15 protein-coding genes and 2 pseudogenes are annotated in these 16333 nt (G+C 45.4%); 11 read left to right on the top strand and 6 right to left on the bottom strand.

From position 1 onward, the window contains the following. Positions 1-57: 57 nt before the first annotated feature. Positions 58-1002, bottom strand: coding sequence for a hydroxymethylbilane synthase (gene hemC / locus E4K71_RS16930; RefSeq protein ID WP_135081589.1), 945 nt, complete (start codon positions 1000-1002; stop codon positions 58-60). Positions 1003-1148: 146 nt separating this feature from the next. On the opposite strand from hemC, the gene tsaD reads away from it, so the two are divergent. Next, positions 1149-2225, top strand: a complete 1077-nt coding sequence (gene tsaD / locus E4K71_RS16925) for a tRNA (adenosine(37)-N6)-threonylcarbamoyltransferase complex transferase subunit TsaD (protein ID WP_135081586.1) — start codon at positions 1149-1151, stop codon at positions 2223-2225. Here the strand turns inward: tsaD and E4K71_RS16920 are convergent. Both E4K71_RS16920 and E4K71_RS16915 read right to left on the bottom strand, forming a co-directional pair. Then, positions 2222-3334, bottom strand: coding sequence for an SGNH/GDSL hydrolase family protein (locus tag E4K71_RS16920; RefSeq protein ID WP_135081584.1), 1113 nt, complete (start codon positions 3332-3334; stop codon positions 2222-2224). The genes tsaD and E4K71_RS16920 overlap by 4 nt on opposite strands. A gap of 141 nt (positions 3335-3475) precedes the next feature. Further along, positions 3476-4598 (bottom strand): annotated as a pseudogene (locus tag E4K71_RS16915) (IS3 family transposase); the annotation flags it as partial. 63 nt (positions 4599-4661) lie between these two features. Between E4K71_RS16915 and E4K71_RS16910 the strand changes: the two are divergent. Continuing rightward, a pseudogene (locus E4K71_RS16910) lies at positions 4662-5258 on the top strand (IS630 family transposase); the annotation flags it as partial. Positions 5259-5268: 10 nt separating this feature from the next. Here E4K71_RS16910 and rfbC read toward each other — a convergent pair. Continuing rightward, positions 5269-5826, bottom strand: coding sequence for a dTDP-4-dehydrorhamnose 3,5-epimerase (rfbC, locus tag E4K71_RS16905; protein WP_135081582.1), 558 nt, complete (start codon positions 5824-5826; stop codon positions 5269-5271). A 30-nt stretch (positions 5827-5856) separates the two neighbouring features. Here rfbC and E4K71_RS16900 point away from each other — a divergent pair, with 30 nt between their 5' ends. Beyond that, on the top strand, positions 5857-6798 hold the full coding sequence (locus E4K71_RS16900) for a rhamnan synthesis F family protein (protein WP_167730664.1): 942 nt from the start codon (positions 5857-5859) through the stop codon (positions 6796-6798). Here the strand turns inward: E4K71_RS16900 and E4K71_RS16895 are convergent. Further along, complete coding sequence (locus E4K71_RS16895; protein ID WP_135081578.1) at positions 6795-7718, bottom strand: hypothetical protein; 924 nt, start codon at positions 7716-7718, stop codon at positions 6795-6797. The two genes, E4K71_RS16900 and E4K71_RS16895, sit on opposite strands and share 4 nt — an antisense overlap. 7 nt (positions 7719-7725) lie before the next feature. Further along, the gene (locus tag E4K71_RS16890; protein ID WP_206201923.1) at positions 7726-9042 is read right to left on the bottom strand and encodes an MBOAT family protein; all 1317 of its coding nucleotides are present in this window, start codon (positions 9040-9042) and stop codon (positions 7726-7728) included. Positions 9043-9356: 314 nt separating this feature from the next. Here E4K71_RS16890 and E4K71_RS16885 point away from each other — a divergent pair, with 314 nt between their 5' ends. From E4K71_RS16885 to acs, 8 genes are all read left to right on the top strand, one after another. Further along, entirely contained in the window at positions 9357-9782 is a 426-nt protein-coding gene (locus E4K71_RS16885) for an SxtJ family membrane protein (protein WP_135081574.1), read from the top strand. A 12-nt stretch (positions 9783-9794) separates the two neighbouring features. Further along, positions 9795-9944, top strand: coding sequence for a DUF5989 family protein (locus E4K71_RS18295; protein ID WP_167730662.1), 150 nt, complete (start codon positions 9795-9797; stop codon positions 9942-9944). Between the two features lie 12 nt (positions 9945-9956). After that, a complete protein-coding gene (locus E4K71_RS16880; RefSeq protein WP_135081572.1) occupies positions 9957-11795 on the top strand; it encodes a carbamoyltransferase in 1839 nt (612 codons plus the stop codon). A gap of 60 nt (positions 11796-11855) precedes the next feature. Continuing rightward, complete coding sequence (locus tag E4K71_RS16875; protein ID WP_135081570.1) at positions 11856-12845, top strand: NAD(P)H-dependent glycerol-3-phosphate dehydrogenase; 990 nt, start codon at positions 11856-11858, stop codon at positions 12843-12845. Continuing rightward, positions 12845-13129 (top strand): YciI family protein, encoded by a 285-nt coding sequence (locus E4K71_RS16870; RefSeq protein ID WP_135081568.1) that lies wholly within the window; start codon positions 12845-12847, stop codon positions 13127-13129. Before E4K71_RS16875 ends, E4K71_RS16870 begins: the two co-directional genes overlap by 1 nt. A gap of 13 nt (positions 13130-13142) precedes the next feature. Then, a complete protein-coding gene (locus tag E4K71_RS16865) occupies positions 13143-13550 on the top strand; it encodes an EVE domain-containing protein (RefSeq protein WP_135081566.1) in 408 nt (135 codons plus the stop codon). Positions 13551-13552: 2 nt separating this feature from the next. Then, entirely contained in the window at positions 13553-13897 is a 345-nt protein-coding gene (locus tag E4K71_RS16860) for a Rieske 2Fe-2S domain-containing protein (RefSeq protein ID WP_135081564.1), read from the top strand. 223 nt (positions 13898-14120) lie between these two features. Further along, positions 14121-16055, top strand: a complete 1935-nt coding sequence (acs, locus tag E4K71_RS16855; protein ID WP_135081562.1) for an acetate--CoA ligase — start codon at positions 14121-14123, stop codon at positions 16053-16055. Positions 16056-16333 lie beyond the last annotated feature (278 nt).

Below are 16333 nucleotides of genomic sequence, written 5' to 3'. Positions count from 1 at the left end.
CTCCCCTGATTAAAGGTCCCGGCATTCACAGGGACAACATTCTCTCAGAGTAGTATATTAGGCTTGGGTCGCTTCGGCTAGAAAATCTGCACCGGCGCGTTCTTTTAATTCTTCCCCGGCCCTTGTGCCCAGGCTATCGGGGTCACTCACCGGCCCTGTCATTTCATTGGTCAACACTTCAGAACCATCCGGTTTCGCCAAAAGGCCACGCAAGGTAATTTCATCGCCCTCAACAGTCGCCAGCGCGGCAATCGGGGTACGACAAGACCCATCCAGCACACGCAACAACGCACGTTCGGCTTCAATCCGGATTTTAGAGGTTTCACAATTTAGGGGCGCAAGATACGCCAACGCCTTTTCATCATTTTCCCGGCAGGTAATGCCAATGGCGCCTTGGGCCACCGCAGGCAACATCACATCTTCATCAATAACAGACGTAATCGCCTCTTCATTCTTGAGGCGGCGCAAGCCTGCATTGGCCAAAAGCGTGGCATCCACCACACCTTCATCCAATTTACGCAAACGGCTTTGCACATTGCCACGAAATGTCTCGACCTTCAGATGGGGGTATTTCGCCTTGATTTGGGCTTGGCGACGCAGTGAAGCCGTGCCCACAACGGCCCCTTGCGGCAAGTCTGCCAATGTTTTTGCCTTATTGGAAATAAACACATCGCGCACATCTTCACGCGGCAAGATACAAGGTAAGCACAGCCCATCAGGCAACCAGGTGGGCACATCTTTCATGGAATGGACCGCAATATCGACCCGACCATCAAGCTGAGCATCATCAATTTCTTTGGTAAACAGCCCTTTCCCGCCAATTTCAGAAAGAGGGCGATCCAAAATCATATCGCCTGTAGTTTTGATAACTTCGATCTCAATCGCCCCTTCCCCGCGTAGTTCTTCATGGGCGGCTTGTAAACGTTCACGCGTTTCATAAGCCTGAGCCAACGCAAGCGGGCTACCACGGGTACCAATGACGACTTTGGGCTGATCGGACATGAATTTGAATCTCTGTTCTTTATCGTTACACTGAATTTATGCTATCTCTGCCGCATAATTGTGACAGCATTAGGGCTAAGAGCCTGACCCGAAAGTATTTGTTGATTTTCATCAACTTATTCAAGGACAAACGTTAGGAAAGACGCGTGAAGATTTTAGGAATCGAAACCAGCTGTGATGAAACCGCAGCCGCCGTCATCACCGATGAGGGGGAGGGCGAAACGCGCATTCTGTCCAATGTTGTGCTCTCCCAACTGGATGAACATCGCCCTTACGGCGGGGTTGTGCCAGAAATTGCTGCGCGCTCCCATCTTGATCATATCGACCGTTTGGTCAATGAAGCCATGGAAAAAGCTGGTATTGACTATAGCGAGCTTGATGCCATCGCCGCCACAGGTGGGCCAGGTTTAATTGGTGGGGTCATTGTTGGGGTCATGACGGCCAAAGCCATCGCCCTGACCCATAACCTGCCCTTCATTGCCGTGAACCATCTGGAAGGCCATGCACTCACCGTACGGCTCACTGATCAAGTCACCTTCCCCTACCTTCTCCTCTTGGTTTCTGGCGGACACTGCCAAATTCTTGCTGTTGAAGGGGTTGGCAAATATAAACGTCTGGGCACCACCATTGATGATGCTTTGGGAGAAGCCTTTGATAAATCGGCCAAACTCTTAGGTCTTGGCTACCCCGGTGGGCCCCATGTGGAAAAGGCCGCAGCAAAAGCGACGAACCCGGAACGGTTTAAGCTCCCGAGCCCTATGAAAGGAAAACCGGGCTGTGATTTTTCTTTTTCCGGTCTAAAAACCGCTGTGCGTCAAACGGCCGAAGCCCTGCCCGAGGGTCCTTTTCAAGAAGAAGACCTCAATGATCTGTGCGCAGCCTTTCAAAACGCCGCAGCCGACAGCCTGATCAACCGCTGTAAAAACGCCATCAAGATGTTCAAACAGGATTATTGCGATGGCGATACATTGGTTGTAGCCGGTGGTGTTGCTGCCAATCAGGCCATACGTTCACAGCTGAGCGAAATGTGTGACAAACACAACATGCGCATGGTCGCCCCACCCTTGAAACTCTGCACCGACAACGCCGCCATGATCGCCTGGGCCGGACTCGAAACATTCAAAGCTGGTAAAACCGACGACCTCACCTTTGCGCCTCGCCCCAGATGGCCGCTGGACCCTGATGCGCCGAAAGCAGCCTTTGCTGGTGGGAAGAAGGCTTAAGGACTAAAGAAATGCTTTTGCAGAATATCTGCTGCTAAACGGTGGCCTTTTCGATCCCAATGCCCATCACACGGAATAAACAGGCTTTCAAGTTTATTCTCTGCCTGCAAGGTTTCTTGCGTCAGGTCTAAATATTCCACACCCATTTCATCCAATGAACTCTTGAAGACCTCCGGCAAATGGCTTTTATGCTGTTGCAGTTTTCTCAGATCTCCAAGGCGTGGAATTGTGAATAATATGACTCTTTTATTCCGAGCCAACTTCTTGATTTCACCAACAAAATAGAGTGAAGCCTCTATTTGGCTTTGTGACATATCAAAATAACCAGAATAGTCTGGAACATCCACATCAAACACTTGTTTATATGCCTTGATCTCTCGATAAATCCCATACATCCATGTCATTCGCTGAATTTTAGATTTGATAGAGCGATTATCGTGTCCAGCAGCCGTCATTTCTGCAAATGTCTTCATTTTTTGCGGCTTCTCTGCTGGATAGAAAACCTCATAGCCTTGCTCTAATTTACGATAATAAGGGCGATAACGATTTTTAAAAATCGTTGCACTCCCTTTATTCCACTCTTTCGGGTCATTATCAGTGAAATCATTATCTGGCAAAAAACTGATTAAAACAGTGTCGTGATCAAATGAACGTACAAGATCACGATACAGGATATAATATTGCACAGGGCCAAAATTTCCTGACGCTCCAAAATTCAGGAACTCTTTCTCTAAACGTTCCTCCAATACATCAGAAAACCGAAATTCAGTTGAGATGCCATAGCCTTCAGCGAAAGAGTCACCTAAAACAACCACACGCGAAGACGCAGACTCTTTCATCCGTTCCCTGTCACGTGCACCAAACGAATTGGCCAAGAGGTTTGTCGTAATACAACGCCTTTCAAAACTCGCTTTTCCATTGGGTAAATGCCAGGCCCCCCAGTCTTCAAATTCAGTCATCCATTGAGCTTCGGTCTTATGTACCCCCTGAACATAAGAAGGCTCATATGTTGTTAAACTTATCCCTGAATGAAAATACAAAAAGGATAAGCCCTCAAATAAAAATAAGAAAATAACTAAATTAATAAAAAGAACTCTAAGATTTTTCATAGTTTTCTATACTCAAGAAATCAATGTAGCGATAGAATTCTTTATCCGCAAAAAGAACATTAGATGTGGATCTTGGGATCTTGCCTGACTGACAAGTTGAATAGCTCCTATTTCCCTAGACGCCTTGATCTCTCTTTTTTGCTGTCGTTCGAATTCATTTGGTGACAGCATTTCGTTCCTAGCATGCTTGCGTTTTGGATTGTAGAACATTTCAATATAGTCAAATACATCCTGCCTTACATCCGCTCTGGTTTTGTAGACCTTGCGCCTGATGCGTTCACGTTTAAGCAGGTTAAAGAAGCTTTCCGCAACAGCGTTGTCATGACAATTACCGCGACGGCTCATAGAATGTTCCAAGTTATGAGATTTCAGAAACGAAGCCCATTCAATGCTGGTAAATTGTGAGCCCTGATCGGAATGTATGACGACTTTATTTTTAGGTTTTCGCCGCCACACAGCCATTAATAAAGCCTGCAAGACGAGTTCTGTCAGTTGCCTGCTTTGCATAGACCAACCAACAACTTTTCTGGAATAAAGGTCAATAACAACCGCTAAATATGAATATCCTTCTGTCGTTTTAATATAGGTAATATCAGTTACCCAAAATCGATTTGGTTCCAGAACATCAAATTGTCGATCAAGTGTATTATCAACAACAATAGACGGTTTTCCTCCATATTGACCAGGGCGACGTTTATATCCGATCTGAGTAAAATTCCTGCCAGACGAGCTAAACGTGCGACACGATTGGGGCTTATGAATTCGCCTAATTCGCACAGATCATCATGTAACTTACGATAACCATAGACCTTGCCACTCTCTTCCCAAGCCTGCTTGATAAGCTCCGTTTGACGTTGGTCTTCAAGGGCTCTTTTGCTGAGCGGTGATTTCAACCACGCATAAAACCCGCTTGGATGAACTTGCAATATACGGCACATGCTTCGGATCATAAAATCAGAACGATGCACCTTCATAAAGGCGTACTTCACTTGGCATCTTTTGCGAAGAACGCCGTGGCCTTTTTTAAGATGTCTCACTCCTCGGTGACACGGGCCAACTCTTTCTTTTAGCGACTGATCTCGGCAGATTGTTCCATAACTTCTTGGGCAACAGCTGGCAATTTAGAAAACCGCTTACGCCATTGATAAAGCGAATGTGTGCTGACACCTAAACGCCGGGAAACTTCTGCGACTGAATAGCCCCGTTCCGTAATCTGCTTTACAGCATCAATTTTAAATTCATCGGTGAAATAGGATTTGGATATTGAATAACTCCTTGCCTCATTTTGTAACCGACAAGGTGTCTAGGAAAATAGGGGCTATTCAGTTTGTATCTGTCTCCACCTACTCAAGTAATTGTGCTATGCGTCGATGAAAAAAGCCAGATACAGGCTTTACCTGTCTTGCCCATGATGCCAGGCATTCCGGAACGTCAAACCCATGATTATATTCGCCATGGCACAACTTCCTTATTCGCGGTACTTGATATTGCTTCAGGCTTTGTCATCGGAAAATGTTATAAACGCCACCGTTCCAGTGAATTTCTGAAATTCCTCAAGGAAATTGAAAAGAATATGCCAGAAGGGTTCGATATCCATATTGTGATGGATAATTATGCCACGCATAAAACAAAGGAAGTCAAAGCATGGCTGGCCCGCAGACCTCATTACCATGTTCATTTTACGCCAACATCAGCGTCATAGATCAATCAGATGGAACGCTCGTTTGCAGAACTAACACGTAAGCAAATCAAACGCGGTGTTCATACATCTGTGAAGGAACTGGAAAAGGATATCTGTGACTTTATTCAAGTTCACAACGAAGACCCAAAACCTTATAAATGGACAAAACCAGCAGACCAGATACTCGCTTTGGTCAAAAGATTTTGCCACAAAGTGAAACAAACTTTATGTGACGAACTTTAGATTCACATGACTAGAAACTTGGTTTGTCTGTATAGTCGGCAAACGTTTGTAAAATTTTATCTTTTGCTGACAGTTGAATTGTGTCGTCTTTAATAAGCCAATTAATATTGAGGTCAGGATCATTCCAGATAATACCGTCTTCGTAATCCGGTGCGTAAGGGGCTGAGGTTTTGTAACAGACTTCGGTATTTTCTTCCAAAGTAACAAAGCCGTGGGCAAACCCAATGGGAACGAATATTTGTGTCCAGTTATCTGCACTAAGTTCTGCGCTAACCCATTGACCGAAAGTGGGGGACTCTTTGCGGATATCGACTGCAATATCTAGAATTTTACCTTTCACAACCCTGACGAGTTTATCTTGGGCAAAGGGTGGTTTCTGATAATGTAGACCACGCAGTATACCGATATCACGTGATAATGAGTGATTATCTTGAACAAAAGGGCATTCAATGCCAGCCTCGGCGAAGCGCTGTTGATTATAGGTTTCTGAAAAGAAGCCTCGTTCATCCCTGAATTTTGCGGGTACAATCAATTTCACATCGGAGATATCAAGCGCTATAACGTCCATATTCTTATGTTTCCAAATCAGGTCAATTTTATGAAGCGGCTCATCTTATTTGCCCATTACGATAAAGACAACCTTGTCGACGATTATGTGGTGCGATTGTTAGAGGGGATAAAGCCACATTACGAACGTCTTGTTTTTGTATCTGATGTGGATTTATCTGAAACTGAATGTGCCAAGATTGCCCCTTTTGGGGAAGTGATCCATACCGCACCCCATGGTGAATATGATTTCGGTAGTTGGAAACGGGCTTTTCTGGCTGTTGAGCAGGATTTAGCAAATTATGATGAGGTTCTGTTTGTTAATGATAGTTGTTTTGGACCTGTTTATAATTTTGATGAGATGTTCAGGACAATGGATCAAAATCCCTGTGATTTCTGGGGGGTCAGCGGCACAATTATTAAACGAATTAATCAGTATTGTGTGAATAGTTACTTTATGGGCTTTCGTAAGCCAGTCGTTGGGAACAAACGGTTTCAGTCTTTTTGGAAGAACATTACCAAATTGGATAATCGATATGAAATCGTTGGGAAATATGAATTTGGCTTATCTGATTTATTACATGAAGAAGGGTTTAAGTCTGACTGTTATGTGGGTTGGTATGATACGAATATTATGGTTGCGAGTGCTTTTTTCCCTAAGGTTTGGCAAAAAAAACGCTGTCCTTTGGTGAAAATTAAACTTTTAAGAGTTAACCCAGAACAAGCTCCAAAGCTAGAAATGTGGCTTGATAAATTGGATGTTGCCTACCCAAGAAAGTTTATTGATGGCCTTATCAAACGCTATTTGGGAACGAAGCACCCTGATCATTATGATTATAGGTTTCCTATTTTCAAAACTTACTATGGGCACAAAGACCTACTAGCTTTAAAAGGGCGCTACACCAAGAATAGAAAATGGTGGCGTTTTTATATTAAAATTTTAGGTATTCCCTTGATGATTGTTTTGCCAAGTGGGCTTAAAGACACAGATTAAATACAGCTCTTTAGCATGTTTTGGATACCGTTTAGGAAAACATCAGACCATTTTTGTGCACTTTTATAATCAAGATGAGAACCGTCTACGGTTTTAAGACCTTGAATATTTGGAATAAAGAAACGTATTTTGCTTACTTGTGCCAATCGTTTAGTAAAAGAAATACTATTAACTTGGTTATTTGTAACAGATGTTAAGATGACGCATTGTTTCTTAACCTTGAACTTTTGAACTAGATCAAATAGTTGTGATATTGCCTCACTTTTAAATGGGATCTCAGCAGCTTTTTTAGCATCAATTGGAAAGGGGGACTGGGGAAACTTCAAGCTTTCTTCCCATACCCATTGGCCATTTTGAGAAGATCGATAAAAAGCCCCTTTTGATTGGGGGGAAACGGGACTAATCAGGCGGTGGATCGTTTGAAAAGTCTTTTTTAGGCGGTAATCTTTTTCGGTAATTGTGTGATTTGAAATTGCTTTTGTTACATCAGATGTTTTTGTGAAAAAAGGGTCTGTATTAATAATCAATACTTTAGGCTGCCAATGATATTTATCTTGCAGCATTTTGACAAATTCATCCCCTTCATCATAGCCAAAGCCAAGCAGGTAATAGCTCAAGTTATTTTTGTTGAAATAATCGGCCGTAACATTGGTAGATAAAGCAAATTGAATGCGGCTGTTACCAAGAAATAAGACATCTGCTTTTTTGAGATGGGCATTGACGTTTTCCAGATCAAAATAATAGGCACCATGTTCATAATCGCCATAGGCCGGGTGGTTGCAATAGGCCATGAATGTATTGGCTTTATAGCCTGCACCACGGCAGGTGAGAGCTCGTATATCAAAGAAAAAATAGGAAATTGCAACAAAAGTGCTGAGGAGCAAGAAACCAATGGTGAATGTGAATAAAAAGGGTCGCATTATTCACCTAAAACTGGAAATAAATAAATTCGCTAGGGCGATCAAGGTACCACAGGCTGATAGCCATGAGGACCAGACAAAAGCAAGCAGTTGTGACTTGAAGGGCTGGTTTTTGGATGTTCATGGTGGCGATTTGCCAACTGTTGGGGCTCAACCAGCAGACCAAGAGGGCGAGTGGTAAGGAGAGAATGCCCCATTTAAATTGATCTGCACTAAGATGGGTCTGAGTAAAACTTAAGAATGGAATTTGGGCAAGTTCTTCTTGCCAGACAATGGGGACAAAAAAATTTGTTTGCAGTGTCATTGCCTGAAGCAGATAAAAGGCACCATCAAAGCTTTCTACCCTGAAAAAGACCCAGGCGATCACAATGCACAGTAAGGTGAGAGCCCTGGACAGCCATTGGTTTATTTGAAAGGGACTAAAGTGATTACAAATGATAAATACACCATGAAGTCCACCCCAGGCAATAAAGGTCCAACCGGCCCCGTGCCACAGGCCGCCAATTAGCATAACACATAAGATATTGGCATATTGCCTAAGAGGACCAAGGCGGTTTCCCCCTAAAGGAATGTACAGATAATCGCGCAAAAAACGCGACAGGGTCATGTGCCAGCGTCGCCAGAATTCGATGATTGATTTTGCTTTATAGGGGGAATTGAAGTTTTGTGGGAGGCTAATGCCAAACAGTAAGCCTAAGCCAATCGCCATGTCACTATAGGCGGAAAAATCGAAATAAATTTGAAAACTATAGGCGAGTGATCCGATCCAACTTTCAAAAAAACCGATTGTTTTTTGATTGTCAGCCGCCGTAAAAATAGGTGTGGCCAGTGTCGCAAAATAATCTGCAATAATGACTTTCTTGAAGAGACCGATGGAGAAAATAATCAGGCCACGTGTGATTTTATCACACAAGATGTCTTTTTCGATTTTATGTTGGAATTGCCCCATCATTTCTTTGTGATGGACAATGGGTCCGGCAATCAATTGCGGAAAGAAACTAACAAACAGGAAATATTTAAAGAAATCATATTCTTCAGCCTCGTGACGATATGTATCAATAAGATAGGCAACTTGTTGAAAGGTAAAGAAGCTGATGCCGATGGGCAAAACAATATCAAAACCGGAATAGCTAAACAGGCTACCGAGAAGAAAATTGGTATATTTGAAATACCCTAACAGCCCGATATTAAAAATAAGCCCGCAAACCAATAAGGAATGCCGGTATGTTTGAATATGCTGTAGATATTTGCCGATAATGAAATTGATTAAGATGGAGCCTGCCAAAAGAGGTGCAAAAGCCCAGGACCACATGGCATAAAACATAAGGGAGCAGCCACATAGCCATAAAATCGCAGGGCTATGATGAGGGAGACGGCGCAGTCCGTGATAACCGATAAAAGCTATGGGCAAAAAAACAAATATAAATGCATATGAATTGAAAAGCATTTGACCCAAATTGGTAGGTTGGCAATGTGATCGCTATGATTTTGTATTGATTATGACGAGAAAAGACAAACAAACAATATAGGACTGGCGTTTTTTATCAAAATCAGTCACAACCAAATGGAAAAGATATTCTCCGGTTTTAGGGGACGGGTCCAGTATTCACATAAGACTGATTTTTACAGAGCAATAATATGCAAACCGAACATCAAGAACATCACGAAATCGAAGGCTCTTCGGATCGTAGCTTTGGTCTGACAGTTGGCGGTATTTTGGCCCTTATTGAGGCTTATCGTTTATGGTCTTCCAATATGCTTGATACCATTGGCATTGTCCTGCTTTCTATTGCACTGCCTTTGCTGATCCTGGGCCTCACCTATCCAGCACTTCTGGCTCCACTCAATAAAGCCTGGATGAAACTTGGCTTTATTATGTTCAAGGTGGTGAACCCCGTGATCATGTTTGCGGTCTATGTACTTACCATTATTCCAATTGGCCTGTTGTTGCGCCTGTTTGGTAAAGACCCTTTGCACCTCAAGCTAGAGCCCAATGCAAAATCTTACTGGATTGAACGCGATCCAGCTGGCCCGTCCCCTGAAACCATGAAAAATCAATTTTAAGAGATTTCTTCCATGTCCTTTATTGCTGAACTCTGGGCGTTCATGAAAGAACGCAAAAAATTCTGGCTCCTGCCCATCATCCTTGTCATGGTTTTGTTCGGTGGTCTGCTTGTCTTGGCCCAAGGCTCTGCTGTTGCCCCGTTCATCTACACATTATTCTAGGACATCCGTTTGATGCGTATCCTTGGTATTTCTGCTTTTTACCACGACAGTGCAGCCGCCCTGATTGAAGACGGTGTTATTATTGCTGCGGCTCAGGAAGAGCGTTTTACCCGCAAGAAACATGATGCGGCTTTCCCCCGTGAGGCCATCGCTTATTGTTTGAGCGAAGCCAAAGTCGAAATGAAAGACATTGATTATGTGGCTTTCTACGACAAACCATTCTTGAAGTTTGAACGGCTGCTTGAAACCTATCTGGCCTTTACTCCACGGGGGTTTCGTTCATTTAAAACGGCTATTCCAGTCTGGCTGAAAGAAAAGCTGTTTCAAAAAGATTACCTGCGCAAAGAATTTCAGAAACAAGACCCGGATTTTGACTGGCAAAATAAACTGCTTTTTGCCGAGCATCATCAGTCTCATGCCGCATCAGCCTTTTATCCCAGCCCCTTTGAAGAAGCTGTGGTCCTAACCATGGATGGGGTTGGCGAATGGGCGACCACATCTGTCGCCATTGGCCGAGGGAACAAGATGGAAATGGTTAAGGAAATCCATTTCCCCCATTCTTTGGGCCTGCTCTATTCTGCCTTTACCTATTACACAGGCTTCAAGGTCAATTCCGGTGAATATAAGGTCATGGGTCTCGCCCCTTATGGTGAAGCGAAATATAAAGACCTGATCATGGATAATATTATTGATGTGAAGGAAGATGGCTCTTTCCGTCTGGATATGTCCTATTTCAACTATTGTACCGGGTTGACAATGACCAATCAGAAGTTTGCGGACCTGTTTGGCCATCCCGTGCGCGGGCGTGAAGGGGATCCACTGGAACAATTCCATATGGATATGGCCGCCTCTGTGCAAGCCGTAACCGAAGAAATCGTTCTACGTCTGACCCGTTCCTTGCGTGAAGAATATGGCATTGACAACCTGTGTCTCGCAGGCGGTGTGGCCCTGAATTGTGTTGCAAACGGCAAAGTCTTGCGCGATGGCGCTTTCAAGAACATCTGGGTACAACCTGCCGCAGGGGATGCCGGGGGCGCACTGGGCGCTGCCTTAACAGCACATTACCATCATAAAGGCGGAAAGCGCAAAGCCGATACGGGCAAAGACTTCATGCAAGGATCGTATCTTGGCCCCGCCTTTGAACAAAACGATATTGAAGCGCGTTTAACAAAGGCTGGCGCGGTTTTTGAGACCCTTTCCGAAGGCGAAATGATTGAGAAAACAGCTGATGCCATGGCCTCAGAACGAGCAATTGGCTGGATGCAGGGACGTATGGAATTTGGCCCGCGTGCCTTGGGCGGACGTTCCATTATTGCTGATCCCCGCTCCCCCAAAATGCAAAAAACGCTGAACCTGAAGGTGAAATACCGCGAATCTTTCCGTCCCTTTGCGCCATCGGTACTGCGTGAAGATGTCGGGGAATGGTTTGATCATAACCAAGATAGTCCCTATATGCTGATGGTGGCTGATGTCCATAAGGATAAGCAAAAGGAAATGAGCGAGGAAGAAAAAGCCCTGTTTGGCATTGAAAAACTCAATGTACCACGCTCAGAAATTCCGGCCATCACCCATGTGGATTATTCAGCCCGTATCCAAACCATTCATAAAGACACAAACCCACGTTTCCACGCTGTCGTCTCTGCCTTTAAGGAACGCACCGACTGCCCTGTTTCCGTAAACACCAGCTTTAACGTGCGTGGTGAACCAATTGTCTGCACCCCAGAAGATGCTTTTCGTTGTTTCATGGGCACAGAACTAGACAATCTGGTTGTCGGCAACTGTTTCCTGAAAAAAGAAGATCAGGACGAGAAACTCGCCCTTGATTACAAAAACGCCTTTGAACTCGACTAATATTTGACCCAACTGCTTTTCCATCGCATAAAGAGGCAAAAGAAAGTCAGGAAGGTTTAAATGGCGAAAATTGGTGTGATCGGTGCAGGGGCTTGGGGAACAGCGTTAGCTTGTGCCGCCCAGCGAGCCGAAAACGAGGTTCTCTTGCAATCTCATGAGCCGGAAGTAGCGGATTTTATCAATCGCAGCCACACAAACCCGACATACCTGCCTAATACCAGCCTTGACCCCAATATCAAAGCCACACCTGATTTATTGGAAATGGTCGATAGTGATGTGATTTTGATGGTCGCGCCCGCACAATTTGTACGCGCCACCTGCCAGACACTCAAACCACATTATAAAGAGGGAACGCCCTTGTTGGTCTGCGCCAAAGGAATTGAGCTGAACAGCGGCAAGATCATGAGTGAAGTGATTGGTGAAGAACTTCCCCAAGCCAGCATTGGCATTCTATCGGGCCCCACCTTTGCGATTGAAGTCGCCAACGCCCTGCCATCGGCCTGTACACTTGCCATGGACGACATGAAGCAGGCTATGGAGATTGCCAATATTATCGGCTCTGACCGTTTTCGCATTTATGCCAGCGATGATATTATCGGTGCACAAATCGGTGGCGCGGTGAAAAACGTGCTTGCCATCGCCAGCGGTATGGTCTCAGGAAAAGGCTTTGGCGATAATGCACGCGCTGCCCTTATTACCCGTGGCATTGCAGAACTGGCCCGCCTTGGGGTGGCGAAAGGGGCCAAAAGTGAAACGCTTATGGGGCTATCAGGTATGGGTGACTTGACACTGACGTGTAATTCCATGCAATCGCGCAACTTCTCCCTTGGCATGGCCTTGGGACAAGGGGACAAGCTCGAAGATATTTTGAAAGCTCGCAAGGCAGTGACCGAAGGGGTTTATACGGCCCGCTCTGTCTGTAAACTGGCTAACAGTCTGAATGTGGATATGCCCATTTGTGCCGCCGTAAACCAAATTCTCAATGAAGGGGCAGATATCACCAAAGTCGTTGATAATCTGCTTGCCCGCCCGTTTAAGGAAGAAATTTAATGCTCTACGTTATTAAATGTGTTGATAAAGCCGACCACCTGCAAGTGCGCCTCGATAATCGTGCAGCCCATGTGGAATATCTTAAATCCTATGGCGAGAAAGTCTTTGCCGCTGGCCCGACATTGGGTGAAGAAGACGACCAGATGAATGGTTCAGTTGTTATTCTTGATCTGGAAAACCGTACAGAGGCCGAAAAATTCTGTGCAAACGATCCTTATGCCGCAGCCGGTTTGTTTGAATCTGTGACCATCTCCAAATGGAAAAAAGTTCTGCCTGCTGACTAATTTGAGAGGGGATATGAACCACTGGCTTGTGAAATCTGAACCGGGTTGCTGGTCCTGGGACGATCATGTCCGCGCAGGTATTGAGCCCTGGGATGGTGTGCGCAACTTTCAGGCGAGCAAGTTTATGAAGGAAATGGCCTGTGGGGATTTGGCCTTTTTCTATCACTCTCAAAAAGAAAAGGCCGTTGTCGGGGTGTTGGAAGTGGTGCGCGACGCCTATCCAGACCTCACAGATGAAAGCGGGCGTTTTGTCTGTGTCGATTTCAAGGCATTGCATCCTTTAAAACATCCCGTTACCTTAAAACAAATAAAAGAGGATCCGCGCTTGCAGGATCTTGCGCTGATTAAACAGTCTCGTTTGTCTGTGATGCCTATCGCATCAGAAGCATGGGACTTGATAAATGCCATGGGGGGTCTATAACCATGACACTTGAATACCGCTTGTGTGGCTATAACGATATCGACGAAGAAGACAGCAAAGAATTCTTCCTGAAAAAAGAAGACCAGCAGATTTCCATCATAGCGGTTAAAAAAGATGGGGTAATTTCCGTCTTTGTAAATAACTGCCCCCATCTTGGCGTGCCATTAAATTTGGAGCCAGACCGATTCTTGGACATGGAAAAGAACTTTATTCTTTGTTCAACCCATGGTGCTTTATTTAAAATTGATGACGGCGAATGCGTGCATGGGCCGTGTCAGGGCCAAAATTTACCCCGCGTTGCCAGCGAAATTCGCGGGGAAGAAGTCTTTATCGACAACAACTTGTAAGCCCTTTCCCCCAAAAAGATAAGGGAATTAGCGTTACGCAGTTTTCGGTATGACCAGTGTTAAAATTTTATTGCGCACTGGTAGTACAATTTATTCACTTGTTTCGCGATGATTTTCTGACATAATCACGCGCAGTGCATTGCTAGGCTCTGTGCAAATGTTTAACCGAAGCACGAAAATACGTGCTCATAGACCTCGACATACCTAGGGAGATTCGCAAGAAATGTCCGACATTTATCCAGTCAACCCAGAAATTGCCGCTAAGGCTCACGCCGATAACGACAAGTATCTGGAAATGTATAAGCAGTCCGTGGAAGACCCAGAAGCATTCTGGGGTGAACATGGCAAGCGAATCGATTGGTTCAAGCCTTACACAAAAGTTAAAAATTCCTCTTTTGACGGTGACGTAGACATCCGTTGGTTCGAAGACGGCACAACAAACGTCGCGCACAACTGTCTGGACCGCCATCTCGAAGAACGTGGTGATCAGGTTGCGATCATCTGGGAAGGCGACGACCCGTCTGACTCTGAAAACATCACTTATAAAGATCTGCACGGCCGTGTGTGTAAACTGGCAAACGCCATGAAAGCACAAGGCGTTGGCAAAGGTGACCGTGTCACTCTTTACTTGCCGATGATCCCGGAAGCTGCTGTTGCAATGCTGGCTTGTGCGCGTATCGGTGCCATCCACGCAATCGTATTCGGTGGTTTCTCACCGGACGCCCTTGCTGACCGCATCAAGGGTTCTGGTTCCAAAATGGTAATCACAGCGGACGAAGGTCTGCGTGGTGGCCGTAAGGTTCCACTGAAAGCCAATGCTGACATCGCTATGGATCGTGAAGGTGTTGAGTCTTGTATCGTTGTAAAACGTACAGGCGGTGACATCGACATGAAAGACGGTCGTGACGTATGGTACGAAGAAGTAACGGCTGCGGCTTCTGCTGATTGCCCGGCTGAAGAAATGAACGCTGAAGATCCGCTGTTCATTCTTTACACTTCTGGTTCCACTGGCATGCCGAAAGGTGTTCAGCACTGTACAGGTGGTTACCTTGTTTATGCGGCAATGACTCACCAGTATATCTTCGATTATCAAGAAGGTGACATCTACTGGTGTACAGCTGACGTGGGTTGGGTAACTGGTCACTCTTACATCGTCTATGGTCCGCTGGCGAACGGCGCGACAACACTGATGTTTGAAGGTGTGCCAAACTATCCGACAGTTTCCCGTTTCTGGGAAGTTTGTGACAAACACAAAGTTAACATCTTCTACACGGCACCGACTGCGATCCGTTCACTGATGCGTGAAGGTAAAGAGCCGGTTGAAAAATGTTCACTGGAAACTCTGCGCGTACTGGGTTCTGTGGGTGAGCCGATCAACCCGGAAGCTTGGAACTGGTACAACGAAGTTGTTGGTAAAGGTAAATGCCCGATTGTTGATACATGGTGGCAGACTGAAACTGGCGGCATCCTGATTTCTCCGCTGCCGGGTGCAACTGCCCTGAAGCCGGGTTCTGCAACGCGTCCGTTCTTCGGTGTTGAACCGCAACTGGTTGACAACGACGGTAACGTGCTTGAAGGCGCAACAGACGGTAACCTGTGTATGACAACCTCTTGGCCGGGGATGATGCGTACATGTTTCGGTGATCACGAGCGTTTCAAGCAGACTTACTTCTCCACATATGCGGGCAAGTACTTCACAGGTGACGGCGCACGTCGTGACGAAGACGGTTACTACTGGATTACAGGTCGTGTCGATGACGTAATCAACGTATCCGGTCACCGTATGGGTACGGCAGAAGTTGAATCTGCATTGGTTGCTCACCCGAAAGTGGCGGAAGCTGCTGTTGTGGGTGCACCGCACGATCTTAAAGGTCAAGGTATCTACGTTTACGTGACACTGAACGCTGGTGAAGAGCCATCTGACGAGCTGAAGAAAGAGCTGGTTAAATGGGTTCGCGGCGAAATCGGCCCGATCGCATCTCCGGATTGGCTGCAATGGTCACCGGGTCTGCCGAAAACACGTTCCGGTAAGATCATGCGCCGTATCCTGCGCAAAATCGCCGAAGACGATTTCGGTTCTCTGGGTGATACATCCACCCTGGCTGACCCGAGCGTTGTCGACGACCTGATCGAAAACCGTCAAAACCGCACTGACTAATTAGTCCTGTGATTTGACGCGTTAAGCTCAAAAGCGACCCCCGTTCCTGAAAATGGTGCGGGGGTTATTTTTATCTAGCTCTTTTGCAAAGAACGTCCTTAAAATGCATTATTTAAAAATAGACGCTTTTAAAGGGATTTTCAGATGCCAGATGGGAATAACAACAAGGCTTCCATCATCAGAAAGTTAAATGTCGAAGGTTTTGTCAAAGAACTAAAAGACAAATTAACAAACGATTCTGATGAATTTGTCTTCTTTATTGGGGCAGGTGCTTCTGT

This window comes from Terasakiella sp. SH-1, from assembly GCF_004564135.1.
GTDB lineage: Bacteria > Pseudomonadota > Alphaproteobacteria > Rhodospirillales > Terasakiellaceae > Terasakiella.
Note: the sequence above shows the minus strand (reverse complement) of the source record. Positions and strands in the feature narration are given on the sequence as shown.

Excerpts from the sequence above, each read along its gene's own strand:
- rfbC (WP_135081582.1), bottom strand. The coding sequence starts at position 5,826 with ATGGACGTTATAGCGCTTGATATCTCCGATGTGAAATTGATTGTACCC.
- E4K71_RS16870 (WP_135081568.1), top strand. The coding sequence starts at position 12,845 with ATGCTCTACGTTATTAAATGTGTTGATAAAGCCGACCACCTGCAAGTG.
- E4K71_RS16900 (WP_167730664.1), top strand. The coding sequence starts at position 5,857 with ATGAAGCGGCTCATCTTATTTGCCCATTACGATAAAGACAACCTTGTC.
- E4K71_RS16885 (WP_135081574.1), top strand. The coding sequence starts at position 9,357 with ATGCAAACCGAACATCAAGAACATCACGAAATCGAAGGCTCTTCGGAT.
- E4K71_RS16880 (WP_135081572.1), top strand. The coding sequence starts at position 9,957 with ATGCGTATCCTTGGTATTTCTGCTTTTTACCACGACAGTGCAGCCGCC.
- E4K71_RS16860 (WP_135081564.1), top strand. The coding sequence starts at position 13,553 with ATGACACTTGAATACCGCTTGTGTGGCTATAACGATATCGACGAAGAA.
- acs (WP_135081562.1), top strand. The coding sequence starts at position 14,121 with ATGTCCGACATTTATCCAGTCAACCCAGAAATTGCCGCTAAGGCTCAC.
- hemC (WP_135081589.1), bottom strand. The coding sequence starts at position 1,002 with ATGTCCGATCAGCCCAAAGTCGTCATTGGTACCCGTGGTAGCCCGCTT.
- E4K71_RS16895 (WP_135081578.1), bottom strand. The coding sequence starts at position 7,718 with ATGCGACCCTTTTTATTCACATTCACCATTGGTTTCTTGCTCCTCAGC.
- E4K71_RS16875 (WP_135081570.1), top strand. The coding sequence starts at position 11,856 with ATGGCGAAAATTGGTGTGATCGGTGCAGGGGCTTGGGGAACAGCGTTA.
- E4K71_RS16920 (WP_135081584.1), bottom strand. The coding sequence starts at position 3,334 with ATGAAAAATCTTAGAGTTCTTTTTATTAATTTAGTTATTTTCTTATTT.
- E4K71_RS16890 (WP_206201923.1), bottom strand. The coding sequence starts at position 9,042 with ATGTTTTATGCCATGTGGTCCTGGGCTTTTGCACCTCTTTTGGCAGGC.
- E4K71_RS16865 (WP_135081566.1), top strand. The coding sequence starts at position 13,143 with ATGAACCACTGGCTTGTGAAATCTGAACCGGGTTGCTGGTCCTGGGAC.
- E4K71_RS18295 (WP_167730662.1), top strand. The coding sequence starts at position 9,795 with ATGTCCTTTATTGCTGAACTCTGGGCGTTCATGAAAGAACGCAAAAAA.